Origin of the sequence: Aneurinibacillus soli (assembly GCF_002355375.1) — a bacterium.
Taxonomy (GTDB): Bacteria; Bacillota; Bacilli; order Aneurinibacillales; family Aneurinibacillaceae; genus Aneurinibacillus; species Aneurinibacillus soli.
Genome location: NZ_AP017312.1, coordinates 1,985,063 through 2,007,919, shown reverse-complemented (window position 1 = coordinate 2,007,919; position 22,857 = coordinate 1,985,063). Strand labels below are relative to the sequence as shown.

General features: G+C 43.1%; 23 protein-coding genes. 5 read left to right on the top strand and 18 right to left on the bottom strand.

The window, feature by feature from the left end; genetic code table 11:
• Positions 1–25 precede the first annotated feature (25 nt).
• The 5 genes from CB4_RS10150 to CB4_RS10130 form a co-directional block, all read right to left on the bottom strand.
• Complete coding sequence (locus CB4_RS10150) at positions 26–1,039, bottom strand: ABC transporter ATP-binding protein (RefSeq protein WP_096465566.1); 1,014 nt, start codon at positions 1,037–1,039, stop codon at positions 26–28.
• On the bottom strand, positions 1,039–1,911 hold the full coding sequence (locus tag CB4_RS10145; RefSeq protein WP_096465564.1) for an ABC transporter permease: 873 nt from the start codon (positions 1,909–1,911) through the stop codon (positions 1,039–1,041). The genes CB4_RS10150 and CB4_RS10145 overlap by 1 nt, the downstream gene beginning before the upstream one ends.
• The gene (locus CB4_RS10140; protein WP_172890946.1) at positions 1,908–2,753 is read right to left on the bottom strand and encodes an ABC transporter permease; all 846 of its coding nucleotides are present in this window, start codon (positions 2,751–2,753) and stop codon (positions 1,908–1,910) included. The genes CB4_RS10145 and CB4_RS10140 overlap by 4 nt, the downstream gene beginning before the upstream one ends.
• Before the next feature lie 110 nt (positions 2,754–2,863).
• Positions 2,864–3,697 (bottom strand): alkaline phosphatase family protein, encoded by an 834-nt coding sequence (locus CB4_RS10135; RefSeq protein WP_096465560.1) that lies wholly within the window; start codon positions 3,695–3,697, stop codon positions 2,864–2,866.
• Positions 3,687–4,799: an ABC transporter substrate-binding protein gene (locus CB4_RS10130; protein WP_096465558.1), complete on the bottom strand. Its 1,113-nt coding sequence runs from the start codon at positions 4,797–4,799 to the stop codon at positions 3,687–3,689. Before CB4_RS10130 ends, CB4_RS10135 begins: the two co-directional genes overlap by 11 nt.
• Before the next feature lie 283 nt (positions 4,800–5,082).
• Here CB4_RS10130 and CB4_RS10125 point away from each other — a divergent pair, with 283 nt between their 5' ends.
• Positions 5,083–5,895 (top strand): cytochrome d ubiquinol oxidase subunit II, encoded by an 813-nt coding sequence (locus tag CB4_RS10125; protein WP_096465556.1) that lies wholly within the window; start codon positions 5,083–5,085, stop codon positions 5,893–5,895.
• Between the two features lie 59 nt (positions 5,896–5,954).
• Here the strand turns inward: CB4_RS10125 and CB4_RS10120 are convergent, their stop codons facing one another.
• The gene (locus CB4_RS10120; protein WP_096465554.1) at positions 5,955–6,647 is read right to left on the bottom strand and encodes a protein kinase family protein; all 693 of its coding nucleotides are present in this window, start codon (positions 6,645–6,647) and stop codon (positions 5,955–5,957) included.
• A gap of 183 nt (positions 6,648–6,830) precedes the next feature.
• Positions 6,831–7,145, bottom strand: coding sequence for a rhodanese-like domain-containing protein (locus CB4_RS10115; RefSeq protein ID WP_096465552.1), 315 nt, complete (start codon positions 7,143–7,145; stop codon positions 6,831–6,833).
• 180 nt (positions 7,146–7,325) lie between these two features.
• On the opposite strand from CB4_RS10115, the gene CB4_RS10110 reads away from it, so the two are divergent.
• The gene (locus CB4_RS10110; RefSeq protein ID WP_096465550.1) at positions 7,326–7,907 is read left to right on the top strand and encodes a cation efflux transmembrane domain-containing protein; all 582 of its coding nucleotides are present in this window, start codon (positions 7,326–7,328) and stop codon (positions 7,905–7,907) included.
• Between the two features lie 103 nt (positions 7,908–8,010).
• On the opposite strand, the gene CB4_RS10105 is transcribed toward CB4_RS10110, so the two are convergent.
• Together CB4_RS10105 and CB4_RS10100 are read right to left on the bottom strand one after the other, a co-directional pair.
• A complete protein-coding gene (locus CB4_RS10105) occupies positions 8,011–9,402 on the bottom strand; it encodes an aldehyde dehydrogenase (RefSeq protein WP_096467706.1) in 1,392 nt (463 codons plus the stop codon).
• 122 nt (positions 9,403–9,524) lie between these two features.
• Positions 9,525–9,944 (bottom strand): hypothetical protein, encoded by a 420-nt coding sequence (locus CB4_RS10100; RefSeq protein WP_096465548.1) that lies wholly within the window; start codon positions 9,942–9,944, stop codon positions 9,525–9,527.
• A 167-nt stretch (positions 9,945–10,111) separates the two neighbouring features.
• Here CB4_RS10100 and CB4_RS10095 point away from each other — a divergent pair, with 167 nt between their 5' ends.
• The gene (locus CB4_RS10095; RefSeq protein WP_096465546.1) at positions 10,112–10,501 is read left to right on the top strand and encodes a DUF2512 family protein; all 390 of its coding nucleotides are present in this window, start codon (positions 10,112–10,114) and stop codon (positions 10,499–10,501) included.
• Between the two features lie 129 nt (positions 10,502–10,630).
• Here the strand turns inward: CB4_RS10095 and CB4_RS10090 are convergent, their stop codons facing one another.
• The 9 genes from CB4_RS10090 to CB4_RS10055 all read right to left on the bottom strand — a co-directional run bounded on the left by CB4_RS10090 (position 10,631) and on the right by CB4_RS10055 (position 20,408).
• The gene (locus CB4_RS10090) at positions 10,631–11,923 is read right to left on the bottom strand and encodes an IS4 family transposase (RefSeq protein ID WP_181419279.1); all 1,293 of its coding nucleotides are present in this window, start codon (positions 11,921–11,923) and stop codon (positions 10,631–10,633) included.
• Positions 11,924–12,375: 452 nt separating this feature from the next.
• Positions 12,376–12,609 carry a hypothetical protein gene (locus tag CB4_RS21525; RefSeq protein WP_146226611.1) on the bottom strand — a complete coding sequence of 78 codons (234 nt, stop codon included), beginning with the start codon at positions 12,607–12,609 and terminating at the stop codon, positions 12,376–12,378.
• 83 nt (positions 12,610–12,692) lie between these two features.
• Entirely contained in the window at positions 12,693–13,364 is a 672-nt protein-coding gene (locus CB4_RS10085) for an ABC transporter ATP-binding protein (protein WP_096465544.1), read from the bottom strand.
• Positions 13,365–13,366: 2 nt separating this feature from the next.
• Positions 13,367–13,900, bottom strand: coding sequence for a hypothetical protein (locus tag CB4_RS10080; RefSeq protein ID WP_096465542.1), 534 nt, complete (start codon positions 13,898–13,900; stop codon positions 13,367–13,369).
• A gap of 19 nt (positions 13,901–13,919) precedes the next feature.
• A complete protein-coding gene (locus tag CB4_RS10075) occupies positions 13,920–15,116 on the bottom strand; it encodes an ABC transporter permease (RefSeq protein ID WP_096465540.1) in 1,197 nt (398 codons plus the stop codon).
• Positions 15,113–16,492 carry an efflux RND transporter periplasmic adaptor subunit gene (locus CB4_RS10070; protein WP_096465538.1) on the bottom strand — a complete coding sequence of 460 codons (1,380 nt, stop codon included), beginning with the start codon at positions 16,490–16,492 and terminating at the stop codon, positions 15,113–15,115. The genes CB4_RS10075 and CB4_RS10070 overlap by 4 nt, the downstream gene beginning before the upstream one ends.
• 223 nt (positions 16,493–16,715) lie before the next feature.
• A complete protein-coding gene (locus CB4_RS10065) occupies positions 16,716–17,675 on the bottom strand; it encodes a phosphatidylglycerol lysyltransferase domain-containing protein (RefSeq protein WP_096465536.1) in 960 nt (319 codons plus the stop codon).
• A complete protein-coding gene (locus CB4_RS10060; RefSeq protein WP_231956216.1) occupies positions 17,672–19,084 on the bottom strand; it encodes a UDP-N-acetylmuramoyl-tripeptide--D-alanyl-D-alanine ligase in 1,413 nt (470 codons plus the stop codon). Before CB4_RS10060 ends, CB4_RS10065 begins: the two co-directional genes overlap by 4 nt.
• On the bottom strand, positions 19,050–20,408 hold the full coding sequence (locus CB4_RS10055; RefSeq protein ID WP_096465532.1) for a YheC/YheD family endospore coat-associated protein: 1,359 nt from the start codon (positions 20,406–20,408) through the stop codon (positions 19,050–19,052). Before CB4_RS10055 ends, CB4_RS10060 begins: the two co-directional genes overlap by 35 nt.
• 199 nt (positions 20,409–20,607) lie before the next feature.
• On the opposite strand from CB4_RS10055, the gene CB4_RS10050 reads away from it, so the two are divergent.
• Together CB4_RS10050 and CB4_RS10045 are read left to right on the top strand one after the other, a co-directional pair.
• A complete protein-coding gene (locus CB4_RS10050; protein ID WP_157737912.1) occupies positions 20,608–21,969 on the top strand; it encodes a YheC/YheD family endospore coat-associated protein in 1,362 nt (453 codons plus the stop codon).
• Positions 21,970–22,137: 168 nt separating this feature from the next.
• The gene (locus CB4_RS10045) at positions 22,138–22,815 is read left to right on the top strand and encodes a hypothetical protein (protein WP_096465528.1); all 678 of its coding nucleotides are present in this window, start codon (positions 22,138–22,140) and stop codon (positions 22,813–22,815) included.
• Positions 22,816–22,857: the final 42 nt, after the last annotated feature.

The following is a 22,857-nucleotide window of genomic DNA, read 5'->3' as shown; positions in this document are numbered from 1 at the left end:
CATCACCTTATTATCTCTTTATAGTTTATAAAGCAATGCATTCTTTCTTAGGTATAAGTATATGCGCGCGTGAGCCTTGCTCCAACATTCCGCCTTGATGGTGAAGAGAATCTACATAAAAAATCGAACCATCAGTTTCTACTTCGTATCGTAAAACATTCCCTGTCATTGAAATATCTCGAATAAAACCTTGTACCGTCCAATTATCCTGTAAAGACTGGATGTCTTGACCATCAGGAATCAATTGTAAAACTTCAGGACGAATCGCTACTTCATGGCCTGTTAATTCTGTACTGCAAACAAGCTTATTAAAAACCTCTATATTTAGAACATTATAATTCCCGATAAATTTTGCCACAAATGTATTGATCGGAGAAGTATAAATTTCCGATGGCGAACCATATTGCACAATGTTTCCTTCATTCATAATAAAAATCTTATCAGATAGAGTCATCGCTTCTTCCTGATCGTGAGTAACAAAGATCGTTGTGATCTCTAATTCCCTTTGGATTCTTTTTAATTCTTTTTGTAGATTTTTTCTAATCTTTGCATCCAATGCACTTAACGGCTCATCCAAAAGTAACACTTTCGGTTCCATTACAAGTGCTCGTGCAAGAGCAACCCGCTGCTGCTGCCCGCCAGATAATTGATGCGGATAAGATCCTTCTTTTCCAGTTAAATCGACCATATCAATCATGTTTTGCACTCTTGGTTTGATATTTGTCTCTTTTTTCATTTTAAGGCCATATGCGATATTATCGAAAACCGTCATATTCGGAAAAAGGGCATACGATTGAAACACCATCCCGACCTCACGCTGACGCGGTGATAAGTGAGTAATATTTTTTTGATCTACCAGGATGCTCCCCACATCAACTTCTTCAAGTCCTGCAATGGAACGTAATAACGTACTTTTCCCGCATCCACTTTGCCCAAGAAGCGTAGCAAATTCTCCTTTTTGTAAGGTTAAAGAAATATTATTTAAAACTACCTGATTTTCATATCTCTTCGTTACCTGATCAATGCTTACATAGCTCATTAATTCTCACCTTCCAAGGCAGTAATTTTTTCAGGAGATCTCTTCTTGAAAATCGAAAACGCTCGTTTCTTATTTAACAGCATCGGACTTTTTTGGTCTCTAAAAGTGAGTTTTAAGACTGTCCCGGTTACTAATAAAATCACTGAATAATACGTAATCACAATGGCACTTGTTAAGTGACCGCTCGTGTTTAATTTGTTGGAAAGGTAAATTTGCAAGGTTTCAAACCGACCTCCAACGAGTAAATTAGCAAAGGAAAACTCACTAAACAAAAGAGCAACGGATAACAGAGTTGACACTAAGATACCTGAAAGAATATTTGGAAACACTACTGTTCGAAAGGCCTGGAGCTTTGAGGCACCCAATAATTCAGCCGCATCAACAAGTTCTACTGCATTAATTGTACGAAGACTGTTCCGAATCCCCTGATACATAAATGGTAGAATCGTAACAAAGTAGGCACCGATCAAAATCCAGGGTGTTCCCGAAATTTGAATCGGTCCATCCGAATACAACTTGATTAACCCCACAGCCCCAACAATTGGCGGGATTCCATAAGGAAGCATAGCCGTTGCTTGAAGTAGCCCTTCCCATTTACGAAAATATACGCTGATGATAAAGATTGTTGGAAGCATAATCAGGGTGCTAAGCCCTACAGACATAACAATCAGAAACAGTGTGTGTTCAAAGGCAGTAAAAAATCTTTCATCTTGGAATAATTGAATGTACCACTTGATTGTAAAAGACTCAGGTAAAATCGTATGATCCCACCTACCCGCAATGGAAAATAAAAATGTTCCGAGAAGCGGAATTAACAAATAGATGATAAGTAATCCAACAATTATTTTATGAACGGTCAATGAAGACTTCATCGTAAATCCCTCCTAATGCGGCGCATCATTCGTTGATTAAACCACATCGCGACGATCATAGTGGAAGCGAGAAGAACACCTAACGCACTGCCTAGCTGTGGCTTTAATGTAACATCACTGGCAACTAGAGACGCAATTTGCAGCGACAATAAATTATAGTTGCTGCCAACTAAGGCATAAGCGGTAGCATAAGCACCCATAGCATTCGCAAACAAAATACTGAATATCCCTGCAATGCTAGGTAACAGAACTGGTAGCCCAATATGGAACCAAAACTGTCGTTTTGAAGCTCCTAATAACGCTGCTGCTTCTTTCCATTGTTGTTTAATCCCCTGATAAGAAGGATAAAGAAGCATAACAGCCAGTGGAATTTGGAAGTAAACGTAAACCAAAATTAATCCAGTCCAAGAGTAGAGATTAAACTTTGCAAACACATCCCAGCCAAGCTTGGCAAAAAGCAACGTAAACAACCCATTGTTTCCGAGTAAAATAATGTATGAAAAAGAAAGGGGAATCCCTTCAAAATTCGAAGTCATATTGGCAATCATAAGTAAACGGTTTTGTACTTGCTGCGAGAACTTTGTAAACGAAAAAGCGACAACAACAGCCACAATGATAGAGGTTACGGCAGAAAACAAGGAAATAAGTGTGCTGTTATAAATGGCTTGTAAGTAAAATTTGCTTTTGAATATGGTTACGTATTGATCGATTGTAAGCTTGATTCCATCGTCTGCATAAAAGCTATTTTTAATCATGGAAACTAACGGCCCTATTTCAAAGCCAATCACAAGAATGATAAATGGCAGTAAAAGAGCTAATGCATACCATTTTTGTTTTTTCATTTTTTGCAAGAGTTTTCGCTCCTCTATATGTGCTCACAATTTTTTGAATCGATCTGACTCTATAGCCAGATCGATTCACATAATAAAAGTAGACTCCTCATCTGTCCTTCCTAATGAGCGACCGTTTCTTTCAGTCCAGGCAATCGATAGGAAATCATTTTATCGGTCCGCTCAATCCCTAGAAGTTCACAAACGAGTGGTGCAAAAGCTAATTGTGGAACGACCTCTTCGTGAATTCCCGCTTCAACTCTTGGGCTGATGATGAAAAGTGGTACGTCACGTTCACCATCTGTTATGCCGCCATGATTGCCATATTCACTCATGCCATGATCAGACGTAATTAAAATATGGTAACCAGCTTTCATCCAAATCGGTAGAAGTTGTGCTAATAAGCTGCCCATTTTCAAAATTTGCTCACGATATTCTTTCGATTCCGAACCATAATTTTCCCCTTTTACGTCAACGCCCATAGGATGAATGTATAAAAAGTTCGGATCATGTTTTCTGCGCAAAGCCTCAGCATCCATTAAAACATGACTGTCCGGATAGTCTTCATCCCAATAGAACTTGCCATATTGAATCGGCTTAGACTCATCTTCTTGTTCACGGTCTTCAATAAAATGGAATGGCGCACGATTATAAAGTTCACTTACCCAGTAGTAAGATGCCGTTGCATTTTTTAAGCCGTTTTCTTTCGTAAGATGAAAGAGACTTTTTTCCGTAGATAGACGAACGGTTTGGTTTGACGTAATTTCATTCATGAATACAGGCGTACCTGTCAATAATACTTCATATAATGGACGAGACAGACTTGGAAGCTCTGACTTTACCTTGTACAGTGCCGCCTGATTCGTTTCAACCAGGTGTTGAATAAATCCAAGCGCCTCACAGGCTTTATCGTATCGCATGCCATCAACAACAATCGCTATCACTTTATTTGACATTGACTAACACCTCTTCTTGCCAAAGTTGTGGTAAAGTACTAGTAGTTTTCTCCCAAGCTTTTGGATCTTGGATTGGTTTTGCATTTTTGTATTGCTCTTTTGGAATCATTTTGTCAGCTACTTCTTTCGGAAGTTTTACATCACGAATTGGACGAGCAAATCCTTTGGCCAGGTTAATTTGTCCCTGATCACTTAAGATATATTCCCGAGTCGCCATCGCTGCATATGGATGTTTTGCATATTTGTTAATGATAGTTGTATAACCGCTTACTACCGAACCTTCTTTTGGAATGCATACGTCAAATTGGTCACGGTTTATTTGGGTAGCATAACCAAGGGCATTGAAATCCCACACAATCGCAACTTCGACTTCGCCTTTTTCAATGTTAGCTGGTTTTGCGTCCGTTAGACTAAGACGACCTTGCTTCGCAAGTTTAGCAAAAAAGTCAAGTCCTGGCTTAATATTCGATTCACTACCGCCGTAAGCCATCGCCGCAGCAAGCACTCCCATCTGGTTCTGCGCTCCGCGTTGCACATCCCCAATCGTCACTTTGTAATTACCCTTCAAAATGTCGTCCCAGGATTTCGGCGGGTTTTTCACCAATTTTTTATTCGTAAGAAAGGCAATTGTTCCCTGGTATCCAACAACCCAATTTCCTTTGTCGTCTTTCGCCCATTGAGGTACTTCATTCCAATGAGAAGTTTTATATGGAAGAGTTAATCCTTTCTTTTCAGCAATCGGGGCAAAAGAAATTCCCATGTCACCGATATCAGCGGTTGCATTCTCTTTTTCAGCTTCGAATTTGGCAATCTCCTCAGCGCTAGATATGTCTGTATCTGTATGCTTCAAATTATATTTTTGGGTCACACCAGTCCATGTTTCTCCCCAATTCGCCCATGTATCAGGCATACCAACACTGTTGATTTCTCCTTCTTGCTTTGCTTTTGCTTCGATTTCTCCAACGCTTAATGAATTAGGATCTTTAACAACAGGAGCAGCAGATTCTTCTTTTGTTCCGCAAGCCGTTAAACCTAGTAAACTCATTCCTAGTATTCCAGCTTGAATTGCTTTGAAAGATTTCTTACTCCATTGACGTTTCATCAAAAAAACCCTCCCATTGTTCTTGTTTTATTTGTTTTCTTGTTGATTGTTTACTGTTTCATCATACTTCGATAATATAAACCACACATTAAGCCAATGTTAAAGCTTTGTAAGTTGTCGTGCGAACTTGCTTCTTTATTATCGATGCTCTCATTTCACAAATGAGATTTTCACAATGGAAACATAAGTTTTTTAAAATTTGTCATATCCTTTTCATCATTTGCGCACATTTTTTCAGTACAATGCTAAATAGAGATTTATTTTGCCGTGCGGAGGGAAAAATATGCCGCTTGATCTGTTCATTATTTCGGTGCTCTGGTTTATGCTGTTCGGCTATGTAATTGTAGGAGCGATTCATTCTGGTGCAGGATTTTTTCGTCTGTACAGCGATTGGTCCGGCGATGTGCCCCCGCTTTATGCTGCCATTCAGCGCTATTCGTCTCCATTCTGGATCATTTACGGCATGATCGGTCTGGTCATTCCCGTTGTGCTTGCTATTTCTGAAGGAGACTTCTTCACGATTCAAAACGGTCGTCTTACACTACTGCTGAATGATTTGCTTACGAGCCCGTTTTCCTGGAGTGTTATTCTACTTGCGGTTGTGAGCATTTTGTTTATTTCTGCTAGTTTTCTAACCTACTATGCTAAGCGGATCAAAGACGCCAAAGCAGAAGCGATGCTCCGCGTATACACGCTTATGTGGAGCTTGCCTGCTATTCTTGCTTCTATCATTGTGTTCTTTATGCTCAAGCTGCACAATCGCCTGCACTTTACCGACATGCTGACGATGATGTGGGTATTCCCACTTTCATTTCTAGCATTTGCAGCAGCAGTTTATCTTATCTACAAACAGAAAGCGTATGGCGTTTCCTTTTTTCTTATCACCGTACAGTACGGGCTCGCGTTTTTGGGCTACGCCGTATCCCATTATCCGTACGTACTGTATCCGTACGTTACTGTATATGACGGAAAAATCAACCCGACCTTTCTGTTGGCCGCTCTTTGTGTCGGAGCGCTGTTTTTACTGCTTCCGGTACTATATGCTACCCGGCAACTCTTTTTGTTTCATCATAAATGCACACGAAGCCAGCACTAATCAGCAAAAAACCGTATGCAAGCCACATTGGCTGCATACGGTTTTTTATAAGCTTCTTATTAGAGAAAAAAAGCATTTCGCCACTTGTCGATTCCAAGCAACGGAAGCAAAAAACGCCCGAATGCCTGCACCGAAAACGTACAGGATGCCTTTTTCCGATACTGTTTCTTCACAAACTCGATCAAGGCAGGAGGAATTTTACGGGCTGCAATAAGCGGATAATACAGACGATAGCCTTCCTTAAGATATTCCCAGCGCCTATCATTGCCCTCCTTTACATACTCAGATACATCGATCACTCGGCATACCTCACCCTGTAGCAAAATATTTTTTAAATGAACGTCACGCGGATTTAACCCGACACTGCGTGCATACGCAATTGCTTCATCCACCTGCGTAATCACATGAGCCCGAATTTCAATCCCTTCGATCAGGCAATCATACAGACTCTTTCCCTGCTCGTAACTTAACACCAGGCATCGCTCAGCTGATCCGTAACATACCGGAAAATACGGATTATCCCCAAGCTTCCGATAGGCCTGTTCTTCATTTTTACGTTTTGCATCCGTTGTGGCTGCATATACTTTATAGGCGTATCCTGGATAATCCTCATGCACAAACACAGCCGCATCTGTCCCACGCCCTACACACACAACGCCTTGTGGAACACCTTCGATCCGAACAAGTTGGTTCCCCTCTTCTTCTTGAATATTCATCTCCTGAAAAAGTTGAATCGGCTTCTTCCAGTCCATTGGTCACCTCTTTCTTCCGTTTCCTCGCCAGTTCCCAAAATGCGATCTCCATATTTTATCTATTTTGTATGCTTATACGGGACAAAATAAGTGAAGTTTCATATTTATTTTGCATATTCCTCTCAAAAAAAACACTGGCCTGAACAAAATCAGGCCAGTGTTTTAGCTACATTGCGTATCATATTACCGTTTTTCAATCGGCCCATCCCAACCATTCATTCCACCCATTAAATTCTTAACATTCGTATAACCAAGGTCCAACAAGTACTCACAAGCCATGCTGCTACGATTGCCACCCCGACAGACAAAAATCGTTTCTGCACTTTTATCAATTTCACTAAGCCGATTCGGCAACTCAGACAGCCGGATGTGAACAGCACCTGGAATGATGCCCTGTGCGACTTCTTCCTGTTCTCGTACATCAATAATTCGCAGTTTTTCTCCTTGCTGCTGCCTCTCTTGTACCTGCTGTGACAAAATATTAACAATGCGTGACATTTGTCTCTCTCCTTCTTACCCCATAGGGTATTTAATATACTTCGATTATGCTCGCAACTTATGTTTCTGTCAATCGGGATTATGATTCCAAATCTAGCGTGACTGTGGTTCAATAGAGAATGGAACTACAAATGAGTTCAATTAGCTACTAAAGATTTCAAGAAAGGACGTCCTAAGAAAATGAACATTGCTACTGCTATCCGCTTTGCGGGTTTATCGATTGCCTGTAGTTTATTCGTCTTCTGTATGACAGGATTTATTACACTACTGACTGGCTCACTTACTGTAGCTGCTGTCGAACTGTATTCACTCCTGTGTGCAGCAGCTTCTACCGCTGTTTTTCTTACCCTGCGCAGCGGTGATTCCCGCTATACAGACCCATCTAAAAAAATACTTCTTGCCGCACTCGTATTTGTAGTGGGCGGTGGACTTTGGATCGCCTTCGTGTCTGTACAGAACATTTCGCACCCCGAACCTGTGCTTTTGCCTGTAGTCGGTGCTGTCGTAGCCGGCATCGGCGCACTGATTAATGGCAGTTTTGGCAAGACCATGCAAAACATGAGTGATGCGCAAACTCCCTCCCTGCTCGTCGCAAACGCTGCTCGACTTTTGACGGCAGGCTATGTATCAATCGCCGCAGCAATTGCGTTGCTCCTTATCAATCGTACGCAACTGTATCGACTTGACGCTGTCGTCGCGCTCGCCATTGTGCTGTTTACTAGTTGGCAGGCGTGGAAAGTGACTCGAACTTCAGCTTCATAAGATTTAATCTTCCGATGTGTGGTGAGGGAGTAGAGCGAGAAAAAATAGCTGTCCCGCCTACATGCGGGACAGCTCCTCACCCTATCTGCAAATTACACGTTTTTTACTTTAACAGTTTTCGTATAAGGCTAAGCCCGATTTTCGAAGACGGGTAGCGGAATGAAAAGTCAAACAAGGTTGTTTGTTTCAGTATGCTTTTATAATGTGTAAATGTGTCGAAGCTACTTTTGCCGTGATAGCTTCCTACACCGCTTTCGCCCACACCGCCAAATGGCAAATACGGACTGGCCACATGCATAAGCGTGTCGTTAATGCAGCCGCCGCCATACGAAATACACTTTACAACCTGATCCTCTACATTGCTGTCCTGTGTGAACAAATAGAGCGCAAGCGGCTTCGGCCTGGCGTTTACCGCCGTAATAACTTCTTCGATCATGTCATACGTCAACAGCGGAAGCACTGGACCGAAAATCTCCTCCTGCATAACAGGAGACTCCACGTGTATATCCTCAAGAATCGTCGGCGCAATCTGTAATTTTTCCGCATCTATCTGCCCGCCTGTGACAATCGTGCCATCACATAGGAATCCAGCCAGCCGGTCAAAGTGTCGACGACTAACGATACGGCCGTAATCTGGATGGCGTAGCGGTTCACACCCGTAAAACTCTTCAATGGTCCGCCTAAGAGCGGCAAGCAACTCATCCTTTATGCTCGTATGGACGAACAAATAATCCGGCGCAACGCACGTCTGCCCGGCATTCGTAAATTTACCAAATGCAATGCGCTTCGCCGCAAGCTCTATGTTCGCATCGTGATGGACAATGCATGGGCTTTTTCCTCCGAGTTCAAGCGTGACCGGGATAAGCTGCTTAGCGGCCGCCTCCATGACAATTCTGCCGACTGCGACACTCCCGGTGAAGAAAATGTGGTCAAACTTCTGTCGGAGCAACTCTGTGTTCGTCTCCACGCCACCTTCGATTACTCTGACATGTTCGGGGGCAAACGTCTCACGGATTAGCTGTGCAAGCAGCGCAGACACATGTGGTGTCAACTCGGACGGTTTCAGAATTGCCGTGTTGCCTGCCGCAATCGCACCGATCAAGGGTGAGATCGCCAGTTGGAACGGATAGTTCCACGGTGCAACAATAAGCACTGTACCGTATGGCTCCGGTACAATCCAGCTTTTTGCTCCGAGGTGAATGCGGGATGTTCTCACTCGCTTTGGCCGCATCCACCTGTCAATCCGCTTCATGCTGAACCGAATTTCTTCATATAAAATCCCGATCTCCGTCGTATATGCTTCGAACTCACCTTTGTTCAAATCATGTCGCAGTGCTTCGATAATTTTCGGTTCATACCGCTTGATCACATCAAGCAAAGCCTTCAGGTGTGTTCGACGTTCGGTGGCAGCATATGTCCGCCCACTCTGGTAATACTCACGCTGGCGTGCCACTGCTTCTGAAATATCCAATCTGTTTATTTCGTTCGTATGCATCATTGTCCCATCTTTCTGAATGGTAGTGGTACAACCCATTGTATCCGTACCTTCCCTCATTCAGCAAGGTCATACGATGCTATTCTCTCACCAATTGTTACCGCTTACATTTTTGTGTTGGCTCAATCCTGATATATACTCAAGTCCTCCACTGTAATCGTCTCTCCCAATCTGTCTACCTCTTTTTGCTCCTCTTTCTCTGCTTCTCCAGCCAAAACGAAAGCGATACCGTTTTTGTCCAGAACGTATTCATACGACTGGATTATTTCATCTGCAAATGTTACGTAGACCGTATATGAGCCGTTGCTGCTGTATTTGCAAGCCATCCGTACAATGTCGCTCTCTTTGTACTTTCCACCTGCCAGCAGGCGATTGCGGACCTCTTCCCTCAATTCTTCCTTAGTGAACGGATTGCCATACACCCCTGCCAGATGGACACCTGTCAGCAAAAGAGCGAGTACGCACAGGCCGATTCCAAGCGTGCGCCATGCATTTTCCCATTTTACATAAATGACATTCCCTTCTACTCTCGTTCTAACCATATATTCTCCTCTTTAGTATTCTTTATTTTCTGATAATTCTATCATAAAAAAGAAATCTGGGCAATGTCCGTAAAATTAGGGGAGTTCCCCCAGCATATCATTGAAGCATACAAAACGGGCTATGGTATAATTTAGATGATAAAGAGGAAAGGAGCCATCTGTTTTCCATGAACTATATCAAAGCTTACCTCATTAAACTTCTCCGCTTCACAGCTAACTTTTCTTTGTTTATCGGTCTTGTTTACCACGAGCCTTTTCATCTCGTATTTACGCTCGTATTTGTTATGGCCACGGTAACATACCTGCTAGGCGATCTCGTAATTTTGCGGTATTTTGGCAGTACAGTCGGCCTGCTATCAGATGCGCTACTTGTAGTAAGTGGACTGTGGGGACTGCATGTACTTCTTGGCTTTTCTGTTGGCTATGGTCAAGCCTTTCTCTTCACGCTGGTCACCGTTGCCCTTTGCGTGGAGGAATTCGCGTATCACATCTATGTCGAGCGGAAAGTATTTGGCCGTGATCGTCCCGGCCTTATGGATATGATTAATAACATGTAGGAAACGAGGCTGTCCTAAAAACCAGAACATGGTAAGCGGGATAGCCTCTGTTTTGTAGAATCGACAACGTGTAGTGGTGAGGGAGGGGGAGAAGGAAGGCAATGTTGTCAGGTTAAGCTTCCCGCCCCTCTACAAGCTACGTCGCTTTGATTTTGCATAGCGATTCGCCCTACTCTGTTTATCCCGTTTGAACGCTCGATTTTTACGGACAGGAACGATATTGCGCTGAAGTTCTTTCAGAAAACGCTCATACAGGATGTCCTTTTTACGAGCGTCCTCCTCCAAAATCATGTGGATCAGGCGGTTCCTCAATTTGCCTATCAGAATGTTTTTATTGATGCGATATTCTTCGTACTTGAGTGTTTTGCCCTTATTTTTTTCCTGTAACTCTGCCTCAGCTTCCTGCTCAAAGATGGACGCAATATTACTCAAGAACACGGTCGCGTAGAAATCCTGTTCGATGAGTATCGGCTTCTCACCGGAAAAATTTTCGATCTCAAATTTATGTTTTAACTCGTTAAATCGGGTTTCGATTCCCCACCTTTTAAAATAAAGCGACTTGCTTTCTTCATGGCTAAGCTCGTCCACACCTAGATTCGTAAGCAAAATTTCGATTTCTCCGGTGGGCAACTCCACCTTTAGAACGCGAACCTCCAGAACGGTTCCTTTCTTGATCGGTGTTCCTTGCCTTTTTAACGCTTTAGCTCGTTCCTTTGTGACTTCGATTCGCACAGCCTCATCGAGGCTGGTCGTATTCTCCACTTCCTTGTAGAAACAGTGTTGGGATCGCATGACGTACTTGAGGCCTTTCTCCTGCAGATACAAGATGAAATCAGCCGATGGATATCCACGATCAAACAGAATCAAGTTGGGGATATGGGACTGCTCGAAGCTCAACAGCTTTTCTATATTTTGTTTCGCCAGATTTCGTTCATTGTCGTCATATCGGGTAAGACATGTACTAATAGCAATTTTGTTTTCAAGATCAAATAGGTGGGAGGAACGAGCGCGGGCCGCTTTGAATCCTTCCTTATAGTTTCTTATATACCCATACGTTTGTTGCATTTCTTTCGTATTGGGTATTTCCATGACGCTGCCGTCTATGGCTAACAGACGGAATCCTTTATAGGTTTTGAAATCGTCATCGGCATAAAATCCCCGAATGATCTCATCGTTTAGAAGGGTAAACGCGATCGGAGATAGCTTTTGTCTTGCTTCCGAAAAGGATTGTTTTGTATAGGAAGTTGTTTCTGCTGATTCCGGCAGGAAGATCTCACGGAACTCATCGAGTTCCAGTTGTGTTGATTTCCGAATCATTCGGAGCAACATGCAGATCAAGGGTACAAACCTAATTTTTCTGTTTCTCGTGAAATCCTTCTCGCTTTTTCTGGACTGATTTTTAAACGCTTCTCCGTAAATCATACGTATTGCACATTCCAACAACGTTTTCCCTTTTTTTTCACGCTATATCGCTCGCTTCCATTGTTTACCTCTACTATACCAAAATCCGACAAAATCCACTAACCTGACAACATTGAGAAGGAAGGAGCCGTTCGCTTCGGTACGCTTGCAGGGAAGCGATGGCTGTCCGCTCCGGGAGCCCGGCGAACTGGCCCGCAAAGAAAAGCCCACGATGTTGATTCACCGAAGAATTGCGGGCAAAGGCTCGTTCGCCGTTCTCCCTTCGCTGAGTAGGTGCGTACAGGCGCTCTCTTGCTCCTTCCTTCTCCCCCTCCCCGCACAACGTTTTGGTTTACCAAAACCCACTCGCCACCAGAACGAATTTGCTCGATCGCGACTAGCCTTTCGAAAGACGCCTTCCTTATTTTCTCATGCATAGCAAAGCTCAGCCTCTTGATATTGCTTGATGGTGTTTAACCAAAGTGTGCTAGGAGCGGGATTGGGCGGGGCGACGGAACGCCTGTACGCGACTTCTCAGCGGAAGGAATCAGACGAACGTGCCTTTGCCCACAATGCTTCGATGTCCATACATCGTGGGCATCGAAGCATTGTGGGCGATTTCGTCTGGCACCTGGAGCGGACAGTCTCCACTTCTCCGTAAGCGTACCGAAGTGACGAGGCCCCGCCCGATCCCACTCCTCCTCCACACTTTGGAGAAAACCCACATCAAGAAAAAAAAAGAGGTTGTCTCAATCACCATGTTCTAGCTTGAGACAGCCTCTTTCGCTACTTATGAATAAATCAATCCATCACGCACATGAATGACACGCTTCGTCTGATCCGCAATGCCCCGATCATGCGTAATAATGATGATCGTTTTGCCTGCCTGATTCAACTCTTTGAGCATATTCATCACATCCTGACCTGTACGGGAATCGAGTGCTCCGGTCGGTTCATCTGCGAGAAAAATATTGGCCTCTCCGACAAGTGCCCGCGCAATGGCGACGCGCTGCTGCTGACCACCAGATAACTGGACAGGTCTGTATTTCAATCGTTCTCCGAGTCCAACACGCGTCAGCATCTCTTCCGCCTGTTGCATTGCTACTTCTCGCTTCTCCCCGCGTAGTAGTAGAGGAAGCGCGACATTGTACAGCGCAGAATACTTAGCAATCAAATTGAACCGCTGAAAAATAAAACCGATCTTCTGATTGCGAATCGTCGCATATTCGTTTTCACTTTTCTGGCTAACTGACTCACCTTCGAGTAAATACTCTCCCGCATCAGCTATATCAATCAAGCCGAGAATGTTCATCAACGTTGTCTTTCCCGAACCGGACGGACCAAGAATCGCCATGAACTCCCCCTCTTCTACCGTAAGCGATACGCCTTTCAATATGTCTACTCGACTCTCACCTGAGCCGAATGATTTTTTGATATCTGTAAGTTCAATGATCGCACTCATGTTTACTGTCCACTCTGTCTTGGTGTCCGAATGGTAACGCGCGAGATTGTTTTAGCCGTCTTATCGGCATACGTAATACTCAGAATCGAGCCTTTCTTAATACTTTTCAACTCAACTTCCGTCTCTTCCAATCCGTTGTCGCCACGCGACATCGCAATAAGCGGAACCCCAACCGGAATAGTCACTGTCTCCGTTTGTCCTGTATATTTCACCGTACGCGCTTGTCCGGTGCCGCTCGTATTTCCTCCTCCCTGACCGCCTTGTCCGGAACTTGAGTGCTGCCCTTGTGCCCCTGATCCTGTTCGCTGTGGTATTTCAATCAGCTTCAGCTTCACTTCATTGCCTACAATCGATTCCACTTCTCCCATCAGGTCAGGGCGACTAAACTTTCCTTGTGGTTTTTGGTCACTATTCGTGCTTGCTGCCCCTTGTCCCTGAGCCGAAGTCGCCGTTCCTTGTTCCGTTGCATTACCGCAGCCTGTTGCCGCAAGAGCAAACATCAGTAATATCCCCATTAGTCCCACTCGTTTCTTCATTTGTATTCCCCCATTATTTCTATTCATGATTCAACGCTTCAATCGGCGTCAGCTTCGATGCCTTCAATGCCGGATAGTAACCGAAAAACGTGCCGGTCAGCACCGCAAATGCAAGACCAAGCAGCATGCCCTGCACCGAGGAAAGCACGCGGATGCTGCTGTACGCCATAAGCGGCATAACCAGCATACTAAGCACGATGCCTACTATCCCGCCACCAAAGCTGATCAGGATCGATTCGAGCAAAAACTCCAATAAAATATCCCGCCGCTTGGCACCAATACTCTTAAGAATCCCGATCTCTCTTGTGCGTTCCTTGACGGATACAAATAGTACATTCATAATGCCGATCCCGCCAACTAGTAGAACGATACCCGCAACCCCAATTAACAACGCAGACATCGTACGGGCTGTTTCCTTAGCCGAATTCAGCCGACTGCCCGCATCCATCAACGTATACGCATCCGTCTTGCCGGTCGTATCTTCGATGTACGTCTGCATCTCCTTCATCGCTGTGGCAACCGAATTAATGTCCGTTGCCTGCGCCGTGTAATTTGGTTTGGACTGTTTGCCCGCCGTGTACTTGACCGCCACATCATATGGCACAAACACACTGTCATCCGTACTGCCACCGCCAGGTCCACCCCCTGGTCCAGTGTCACCCACTCGCTTGAGTACACCCTTCACTTCATACTTGCGGCCCTTGATCGTAATCTGTTTCCCAAGCGCCTCGGATACATCTTCTCCGAACAGTGTCTGGGCCAGAGTATAGCCAAGAAGCGCCACCTTGTTCCGCTTCTCACCATCCCGGTCGGTAAACATCAAGCCAGTCTCTAATGCAAGGTTATTCATCGAAGCGTACGATTCACTAATGCCCATAATGGAAGCACTCTCTGATGTGGATCGATAGCTCACCTGACTTTGGGAGTGGATCGCGGCACTCACATCGCGAACGTGCTCCAATTCTTTCATCTTGAACGCCTGCTCTTTGGTCATCTCACTATTGGGCGGAGCATCTCGTCCCAGGCGAATGACAATCGTCTCGACACTTAACCGCTTGAACTGCTCGGATACTGCCTGCTCGCTCCCCTTGCCGATAGCTACCACCAGCACAATCGTAAGCGTCCCGATGATGATCCCAAGTGAAGTGAGAAACACCCGAAACTTGTTTGCCTGAATGTTTAACAGAACCGAGCGGATGGTTTCAATCAGACTCACTTTTTGCCCTCCTTCACCAGAACAATGTCATTCCGGCTCAGACCGCTCACGACTTCCATATTCTCACCATCCGTCATTCCGCCCTGCACGTACTTCTTCGCTACCGTTCCATCCGGCTGCTTCACCTGTACATACTGCCTTCCATTCTCCGCCTTCACTGCCTTATTCGGAACATACAACACATTTTTCTTTTCCTTGAGAATAAAGGAAACAACAGCCGTCATGCCTTCTTTCAACGTATCACCTGTACCCGTAAGCCCTGCTGTCACTTCATACGTTACGACACCATTCGAATCTACTTTTGGCAGGCTATTAATCGCCGTCACAGTTCCACGTATCGTCTCACCCTCACTCGCGTCAACCGTCACTTCTACTGGTTGACCGAGCGTAATGTTCTTAATATCCGACTCCGTTACATTTGCCTTCACCTGGACTGTACCGGAATCAGCCAGAACAATAAAATGCTTCGTATCCACCGTTGTCGTACTGCCATCATCCTGTACGGGTCCCGTCTGCTCACCTACTTTTTTCGATATGTATACGACTTTTCCATCAATCGGCGCACGCAGCACCGTTTTATTCAGGTTCGTTTGAGCTGTTACAAGGTCGTTCTGCGCACTCTCCACATCGACGCGAGCTGTTCCTACCTGACCGGCTGTACCCGATGTCATCGCGTATTGCTTCTTCTGATTCTCATAGCTTACTTTCGCCTTGTTAATCGCCTCTTCCGCCTGCACTTTCACCATCTTGTAATGAGCAAGCCCGGATTCGTATGCTTTTTTCGCGTTTTCATAATCGAGGCGCTTGCTTTCAATATCGTTTTTCGGATACGCATCCGCAAGCTTGCTCATTGTCGTATATTCCTGCTCTAGCTTTTTAAGCTGTGTCTGTAGATCATGAACCTTTTGCTCTTCCGTCGCAATTTGCGCGTTTTGGTCGGTTTTACTTTTTTCGTAGTCAAGCTGCAAATCTTCTATCTTTTGCTTTCCTGTTATGTTGTCTAGTGACGTTTGCTGCTGGGCATTCGTAAGACTGGCTTCTGCTTTTTTGTGAGTAAGCTCGGCCTTGCTGATCGCCTGTGTATACGCTTCACCATCTAGCTCTGCGAGAATATCCCCTTTTTTCACCATCTGTCCGGACTTCACGGCAACACGGGCAAGCGTTCCATTTACCTCAAAGTCCACATTGTAGAGCGGTAGCGTAATACTACCATCTGCGACCTGGTCAATTTTTAAGTCGCCCTGCATGACCCTCTGTTCTTTCATCTGCGTCGAAGCCTCCTGTGTGGGCTTCATCCACAGCGTTCGTGTGGAATATCCGGTAAGCGCTACCACTACAAGCAATCCGGCAGTCATGTACATCCATTTTGTCTTCATCTGTCTAACTCCCCCATGCAACAATTTGTTCTTTCTCTTCCTGTATAATCCGTTCTCCTGTGTTTTTCTGGTACTGGTGTGATTTATGATTAGTTGGGCGCTACTATTGTACAGGGAAAGTGTGGGACAATTATCACAGGATTATGGGAAATTGTGAAAGGGAGAAAGAGCGACGCTAGTGGTCACTCTTTCTCCCTTTCTTGCGGGCCTATTCCCCGAAACATTATCGTAATGTTATTCTAAACCTCTCAAGATTACGGACGGGTCTAAACTTTTCCTTATAAGAAACAAGACCGTCCACTCCTAGATCACTACCTACATTTAATAATTCAACATGAGGATTCAAAGCATGGATATATTTTGCGAATTCTATAATCATGGCTTCATTCAATCCATTTATTTGACTCAGTCTCTTACTAATACATCCCCATGATTGACCCGGTGCTGTTATACCTCCTGAGACTAGTCCTACTATTTTTTTATCGATTTCAACAACAAGAATTATATGCCCAAGCTCCTGGTAATGTGTCATAATCTCATAGAAATACACATCGTCAAATATAGTAGAATATTTCGTGGACGCTGTTTCTTTCCAACCCTTATTTACCTGCAATACGGAATGATAATCATCGGGATTATACTCCCTAATCATTGCTTGCGGATAATTTCGCTTAAACTGATTGATCAAATTACGAATCCGTGCAAAATCTTTTCCTACAAGCTGAATTAATTTTTGAATACTGAAATACCTCTCTACCCCATTAATTTTCATAAATTCAAAGTATTCATCAAATTTATCACTGACCCTAATAAAATCCATTTGTTCACTATTTAATGTTCTCACTGTGGCTGGATAGTAGCCATTTCTGCGATTCCATTCATTACAAAATTGTAGATTCTTATACGTAACATACAAGACTTGTTCAGGAGTGCCACACCCAAAAGGTAAATGGACCAGATGGAGTCCTGTTTTTTTCAAAAGAACAAAGGGAATCAGCATATCGTCAACGATTCTCCAAAGAATTCGTTTATCATCGGACTGAGAGTCTGCCCAAAGATAATCAAAATTCGAAGACCAAAGATGATTTTGATAGTCACATTTTTTTAAGTACTCATCAAAAATCTCTTTATCATGAAGCTGAATACTGTATAAATCCGAGTCTCCAAATCGTAGTTTCCTCATATGCTGCTCTTTCCCCTCGTTGCAATCTGTTTGATATATTGAGTTCTTGGATCAAGCATAGAAGTCTTAAGCAAGACTACCGTGTTTGCATGTAATAGCGGGAGAAAAGCACGGGTAAATTCCTGCATAGATTCGCACCGATATACATTTCTTGGATTCATTCCTAGTTCGATGGCACGAGAAGCAATCGTATCGCTTGCTTTATCGATCGTAATCAGATCATGAATATGATTTGTTTGTATCTGTTTTCCTACTTCTCTATGCTTGATGTGGGAATACTCCCCCAATAACGCCATTTCCCCAAAAACGACAACCGTTCTTCTCCCATTTGCAATTTGCTTGATGACGTCAAGCGCTGCTTCCGCAGACGTCGGATTTGCACTCCACGTATCATCAAGAATCATCGAGCCATTATAGCCTTTCATCATCTCCAAATGGCTCTCAACATGGCGAAAGGATCCGATACGCTTCACAGCCTCTGCTATACGTATCCCTATAATATGACTTGCAGCGATTGCTGCAAGAGCATTGCGTACATTATGTTCACCGAATCCAGGTACATATACTCGGTAAGACTGACCATAAGCAAGCAGGGTAAATTTCATTCCATACTCTGAATACGTGATGTCCTTTGCCCGGAAATCGGCTTTCCGATTGAATCCAAAATAAATGATCTTCCCTGAGAAATTACGCAGATTCATTTTATTGATATACTCATTATCTGCGTTAAGAATGAGGAATCCTCTATTTTTCATCCCTTTCAATAACTTTGCTTTTTCTTGGACATAGTTATCTTGCGAACCACAATGCTCCAGGTGATCCGTCCCAATCGTCGTAATAATACCAATATCAGGTTGAAAATAGTTACAACTTTGAATTAAATCATCCGGGCAAGCCACACCCATTTCCAAAACAGCTGCATCTATTTTTTCATCGATACGCAATAAATATCTTAAATTCCTCTCCAGAGAGTTTTTGCTCTTATCGGTGTATACCACTTGCATGCTTTTTGACAGAATATGTGCAATCATCTCTTTTACTGTCGTTTTTCCACAAGTCCCCGTGACTCCAACAACAGGAATATCCCAGAGTTGACGATAAAAGCGGATAAATCGTTGAAACGCCTCTTTTACGTTTTTTACTTGTATCACTGTTACATGGTTTTTACCCATAAACAGATGGGCGTTCTCTGTGACTACGACCGTCAGTGGATGATCTCTAAACACATTCGTATGAAAATGGCTCTGACTGTCTAGATCAAAAAGAAGCGTATCATAAGCTAAATCATTGGGATGTGTGACAACGTTCTCGATGATGCGTTCGCTCGAACCTTTGACCAGTTCACCACTAACTGCCATTGTAATTTCTTTTACGCTAAGAGTTTTCATCCTTATTCCTACCTTCTGCATAACAGGCAAGTTTTCGCAAATAAAGCATGTTATTTCGTAAAATCCGTTGGTACATTCCCTCATCCCCAACATCTAGGGCAATGCTGTGCGCTGGACTATAATGCTGAACCTCGATGATCCAAATCTTTTGGTGTCGATCGACTCCGAGATCAATTCCCAAATTCCCACAATGAAGACCTGATTGATCAAAAAAAGTAGCAATCTTCATAGCCAGTACTGACATTTTCTGATGTAGCTTTTTCGCTTCATTCTTGTTCAGACTAAATGCTTTTTGAAGGGCGACTTCCCCTTTATGAGCCATACCACCAGCCGATATATTACTAACCACGCTTTTCTTGGCACCGTAACGACCAATCATGCCCATATACTCCCATTGTCCATCTCCATTTTTGACTACGATTAATCTAAAATCCATCATCCTTTGCTGATATACGGCTAACGGAATCGATTGTTGAGCAATATAGGGTTCATCTTTCAGAACAGATTTTAAAAAAGCTGCTGCTTCGTCTACACTTGTAAACATTGTATTTTTATTCGTTTCTCCGTCTCTAAACCGGAAGGATATGCCTGCCTTACTTCTGGATACTTTAAGAATTGAAACACCCATTGTCCCGTGAACCGGCTTCAAATAAACGGAGGAATGCTGTCGTAGAAAAGAAAAGAATTCATCGGAGTCTTGAGCAAGGATAGTTGCTGGCAAATACCCTTCAAAATGCTTTGATGAATCAAGGAGTTGATGCATTTCCCATTTATTAAAATAAAAGTCATTGAATAGCGTTCGATCCCCCTTGACTTCTAGGTAATGGTCGCGCCATTCCTTACTATTTACATGCCCTCGAACAAACACAGCATCTGGATAAGGGTATACCCCTTTGACCCAATTTTCAGTTAATGGATTGTACATGTAACCTTCAATTACACACTCGGAAGATTGGACTCCTTTTAATGCAAAGGCTAAAACAGCTCCGCCAATTTCTTCATAGTATTTCAAGTAATCCCGAAGATTGCAAAGGTAATTGTCTAAATCAGACTGATAATAAGAAGTTAAAAAACTAACATACGGCCCTACTTGCAATATGTCGTCCTTTATTTGAAGTTCATATCGATTACATAATGGAATGGGAAATTTCTCGAAGATGTTTTGTGAAATAATCAACTCATTTTCATTTTGACTAGAGCGGATGGATAAAAAAATCGGAATAGACTTTGATCCAAATTGAAGTCGCATGTTTTGCCTAACAAGCCCTAACTTTTGCGCTTGCAATGGATGCAAGGAGAGCTGCCCTCGGTCTTTTGAACTCACTCGTAACGTAAATTTTGACATTATGAATCTCCCTCTATTTGCCTATACTTCTTTTCGTACCCATTCTATTACTAAAGATAACAATCGGTTTCGGGCATTTGCCCAGAGTACATTGCCTATTTTCCCCCTCCTCCTTCACATGCCTAGACTTTTCTTTATCCCTGTACATATGAATAACGAGAACCCATTGTTCTGTCATAAACATTCGGAGGAATTATATATGGAGCCATATAAAATTACGGTAGATAAGCAAAGAAAACAAAGTATAGCGGTCCATCCAAAAGTTACAGATCATTTGCCTGCTACTCCTATACAGCAGCTACCTTTATATTTTGGAAGTACGAATAAGGAAGTGCATCTCTCGACAAATGACCAGTTAGATCAAAATGAAATTCATATCTCAGAAGATATTTTGACCGCACTGCGAATTCCCCTTTCACCTCTTTATCACATTCGGTATGACAATTCTCAATTCCACTTAGGACCATTTATCGGAATACTTGTGTCAAGCTCCCATGAATTCCTGCGGGAAAGAGTCCATTTTCTAGATAGTTTTATCGTTGATTACCCATCCATTGGTGGGGCTATTCTTACTTTTTCACTTGAAGGAGTAAACCCAGATGACTTGTCTATCCATGGATTTATGTACAATCCTAAAAATCATCAATGGATAGAAGGAACCTATTCATATCCCTCTGCTATGTTTTCCATTCTGGAAGTTAGCTTGACTGATAAGTGGCAGGAATTTCAATATATAACAAAGCATTTCTCTACACATCTTCAGGGCAATATTTATAATTATCCTAATTTTGGTAAGTGGGAAATGCACCAATGGCTTCAAACAACTCCCAAAGTTGAACCGTATCTTCCTGAAACAACATTATATAAAGATCCGGAAGACCTATATGAAATGTTGAAAAACCATCAACATGTTTATGTAAAACCCACGTTAGGCAGATTGGGGCAGGGTGTTGTCACGTGTTCATTGCATCACTATGGAGTATCCGTGCGTTTTCAAGATCATCATGGGAACCACCGCCTAGTACTATCCACTCCTCCTGAATTTTACTCATTTTTCAAAAAACGCCTATCACCAGAAGAATACATCATACAACAATCCCTTTCTCTCCTTTCTACAGATCAAAGAATTGTAGACTTTCGTTTAATGCTCGTAAAAGATCAATGCGGCAAGTGGAGTAATACTGGGCTATTTAGCAGGTACGGAGCGAAAAACAGTATTGTTAGTAATATTACTGCAGGCGGATATGCCAGATGGGGTCAAGATACACTGGTGGATTTATTAGACAGCTCTTATGAGGAAGCGCAGAAGTGGGAGGAGCAAATGACCGGGATAGCAGTAGATGCAGCCGAAGTGATGGAATCGTACGGGATACACGCTGGCAATCTAGGCTTTGACCTTGCCATCGATCAAAATCGCAAACTATGGTTATTGGAAATTAACAATCAAAACCCGGATCACTATATTGCTCTAGCTGCCGGTCAAGAAGATGCGTTAGTACGCGCCAGACGTTACAATCTGCTGTATTGCAAGTACCTGGCAGGCTTTACCGAATCCTCATGATCGAGCTGTTGTGTACAACAGCGATTTTTAAAAGTAGTTGTTTGACTCATGGTAAATGTCCAAGACAACTCATAAGTTTTTGCATAAATAATATAGTAGACCAAAATAAAAGGATAGATTCAATCATTCCTTACTATTTTGGGCCATTAATTAAAAGGAGTGATCAGTTTGAAAAAGAATACGTGCGGGACACATTCCTGTCCTCCAGCATCGGCAAGTGATACAGCGAAAACAATAAATGAAGTATGTACAGCAACCGTTGTATCTACAGGTGGCAAGAAAGTTCGTAAAGTAATTGCTAAAGTAAATGTTATAGCCAGTGTGGAAGCTAATATTTGTCTGCCTCATGCTGCAAAGGAACTTAAATCTGTGAGAAAAAATGTGCATTTAACTGAATGTCAAGTGGTTTCACTTTCAAACCCAAACGACCCTGACGACACAAAAGCGCCTGCTCAATTATTTGTTGCCGGATTTGTCCATAAAAACTTTCAATTTACGGATGGAGTTTCGCCATTTGTTCGTGACCATTCCGTAAACGTACCGTTTCACTGTATCGTTTCATTAAATAATATTAATCCCCATGTTGATTTCAGTGATAAGAATGTACTTGGCGAAAATCAATTTATCCAACTTGCCAACAATGAAATGGAAGGAGACCGCTGCGTCACTGGGGGAATATCATTTGAGGTCTTTAACGAGCCAATTGAGTGTGAACTAAACAAAGCAGCCATTTTTGAAAAAGACTTCTTACGGGACTTTGATTCATTTGGTAGATTTAAAAGAGTTCATGAGAAAATGACAATAAACATGCTCATTACACTTACTCAATTCCAAACAAGATCGTAGTGTTAGCCATTCTAAAAGGAATAACCCTCGGTCCACTAGTGG

What these genes read in the sequence shown, in the direction of transcription:
- CB4_RS10115 (WP_096465552.1), bottom strand. Translation starts at nt 7,145, where the DNA reads ATGTCACGCATTGTTAATATTTTGTCACAGCAGGTACAAGAGAGGCAG.
- CB4_RS10125 (WP_096465556.1), top strand. Translation starts at nt 5,083, where the DNA reads ATGCCGCTTGATCTGTTCATTATTTCGGTGCTCTGGTTTATGCTGTTC.
- CB4_RS10100 (WP_096465548.1), bottom strand. Translation starts at nt 9,944, where the DNA reads ATGGTTAGAACGAGAGTAGAAGGGAATGTCATTTATGTAAAATGGGAA.
- CB4_RS10130 (WP_096465558.1), bottom strand. Translation starts at nt 4,799, where the DNA reads ATGAAACGTCAATGGAGTAAGAAATCTTTCAAAGCAATTCAAGCTGGA.
- CB4_RS10105 (WP_096467706.1), bottom strand. Translation starts at nt 9,402, where the DNA reads ATGCATACGAACGAAATAAACAGATTGGATATTTCAGAAGCAGTGGCA.
- CB4_RS10090 (WP_181419279.1), bottom strand. Translation starts at nt 11,923, where the DNA reads ATGATTTACGGAGAAGCGTTTAAAAATCAGTCCAGAAAAAGCGAGAAG.
- CB4_RS10060 (WP_231956216.1), bottom strand. Translation starts at nt 19,084, where the DNA reads ATGCAGAAGGTAGGAATAAGGATGAAAACTCTTAGCGTAAAAGAAATT.
- CB4_RS10135 (WP_096465560.1), bottom strand. Translation starts at nt 3,697, where the DNA reads ATGTCAAATAAAGTGATAGCGATTGTTGTTGATGGCATGCGATACGAT.
- CB4_RS10070 (WP_096465538.1), bottom strand. Translation starts at nt 16,492, where the DNA reads ATGAAGACAAAATGGATGTACATGACTGCCGGATTGCTTGTAGTGGTA.
- CB4_RS10140 (WP_172890946.1), bottom strand. Translation starts at nt 2,753, where the DNA reads ATGAAAAAACAAAAATGGTATGCATTAGCTCTTTTACTGCCATTTATC.
- CB4_RS10110 (WP_096465550.1), top strand. Translation starts at nt 7,326, where the DNA reads ATGAACATTGCTACTGCTATCCGCTTTGCGGGTTTATCGATTGCCTGT.
- CB4_RS10085 (WP_096465544.1), bottom strand. Translation starts at nt 13,364, where the DNA reads ATGAGTGCGATCATTGAACTTACAGATATCAAAAAATCATTCGGCTCA.
- CB4_RS10145 (WP_096465564.1), bottom strand. Translation starts at nt 1,911, where the DNA reads ATGAAGTCTTCATTGACCGTTCATAAAATAATTGTTGGATTACTTATC.
- CB4_RS10065 (WP_096465536.1), bottom strand. Translation starts at nt 17,675, where the DNA reads ATGAGGAAACTACGATTTGGAGACTCGGATTTATACAGTATTCAGCTT.
- CB4_RS10150 (WP_096465566.1), bottom strand. Translation starts at nt 1,039, where the DNA reads ATGAGCTATGTAAGCATTGATCAGGTAACGAAGAGATATGAAAATCAG.
- CB4_RS10095 (WP_096465546.1), top strand. Translation starts at nt 10,112, where the DNA reads ATGAACTATATCAAAGCTTACCTCATTAAACTTCTCCGCTTCACAGCT.
- CB4_RS10055 (WP_096465532.1), bottom strand. Translation starts at nt 20,408, where the DNA reads ATGTCAAAATTTACGTTACGAGTGAGTTCAAAAGACCGAGGGCAGCTC.
- CB4_RS10050 (WP_157737912.1), top strand. Translation starts at nt 20,608, where the DNA reads ATGGAGCCATATAAAATTACGGTAGATAAGCAAAGAAAACAAAGTATA.
- CB4_RS10120 (WP_096465554.1), bottom strand. Translation starts at nt 6,647, where the DNA reads ATGGACTGGAAGAAGCCGATTCAACTTTTTCAGGAGATGAATATTCAA.
- CB4_RS10080 (WP_096465542.1), bottom strand. Translation starts at nt 13,900, where the DNA reads ATGAAGAAACGAGTGGGACTAATGGGGATATTACTGATGTTTGCTCTT.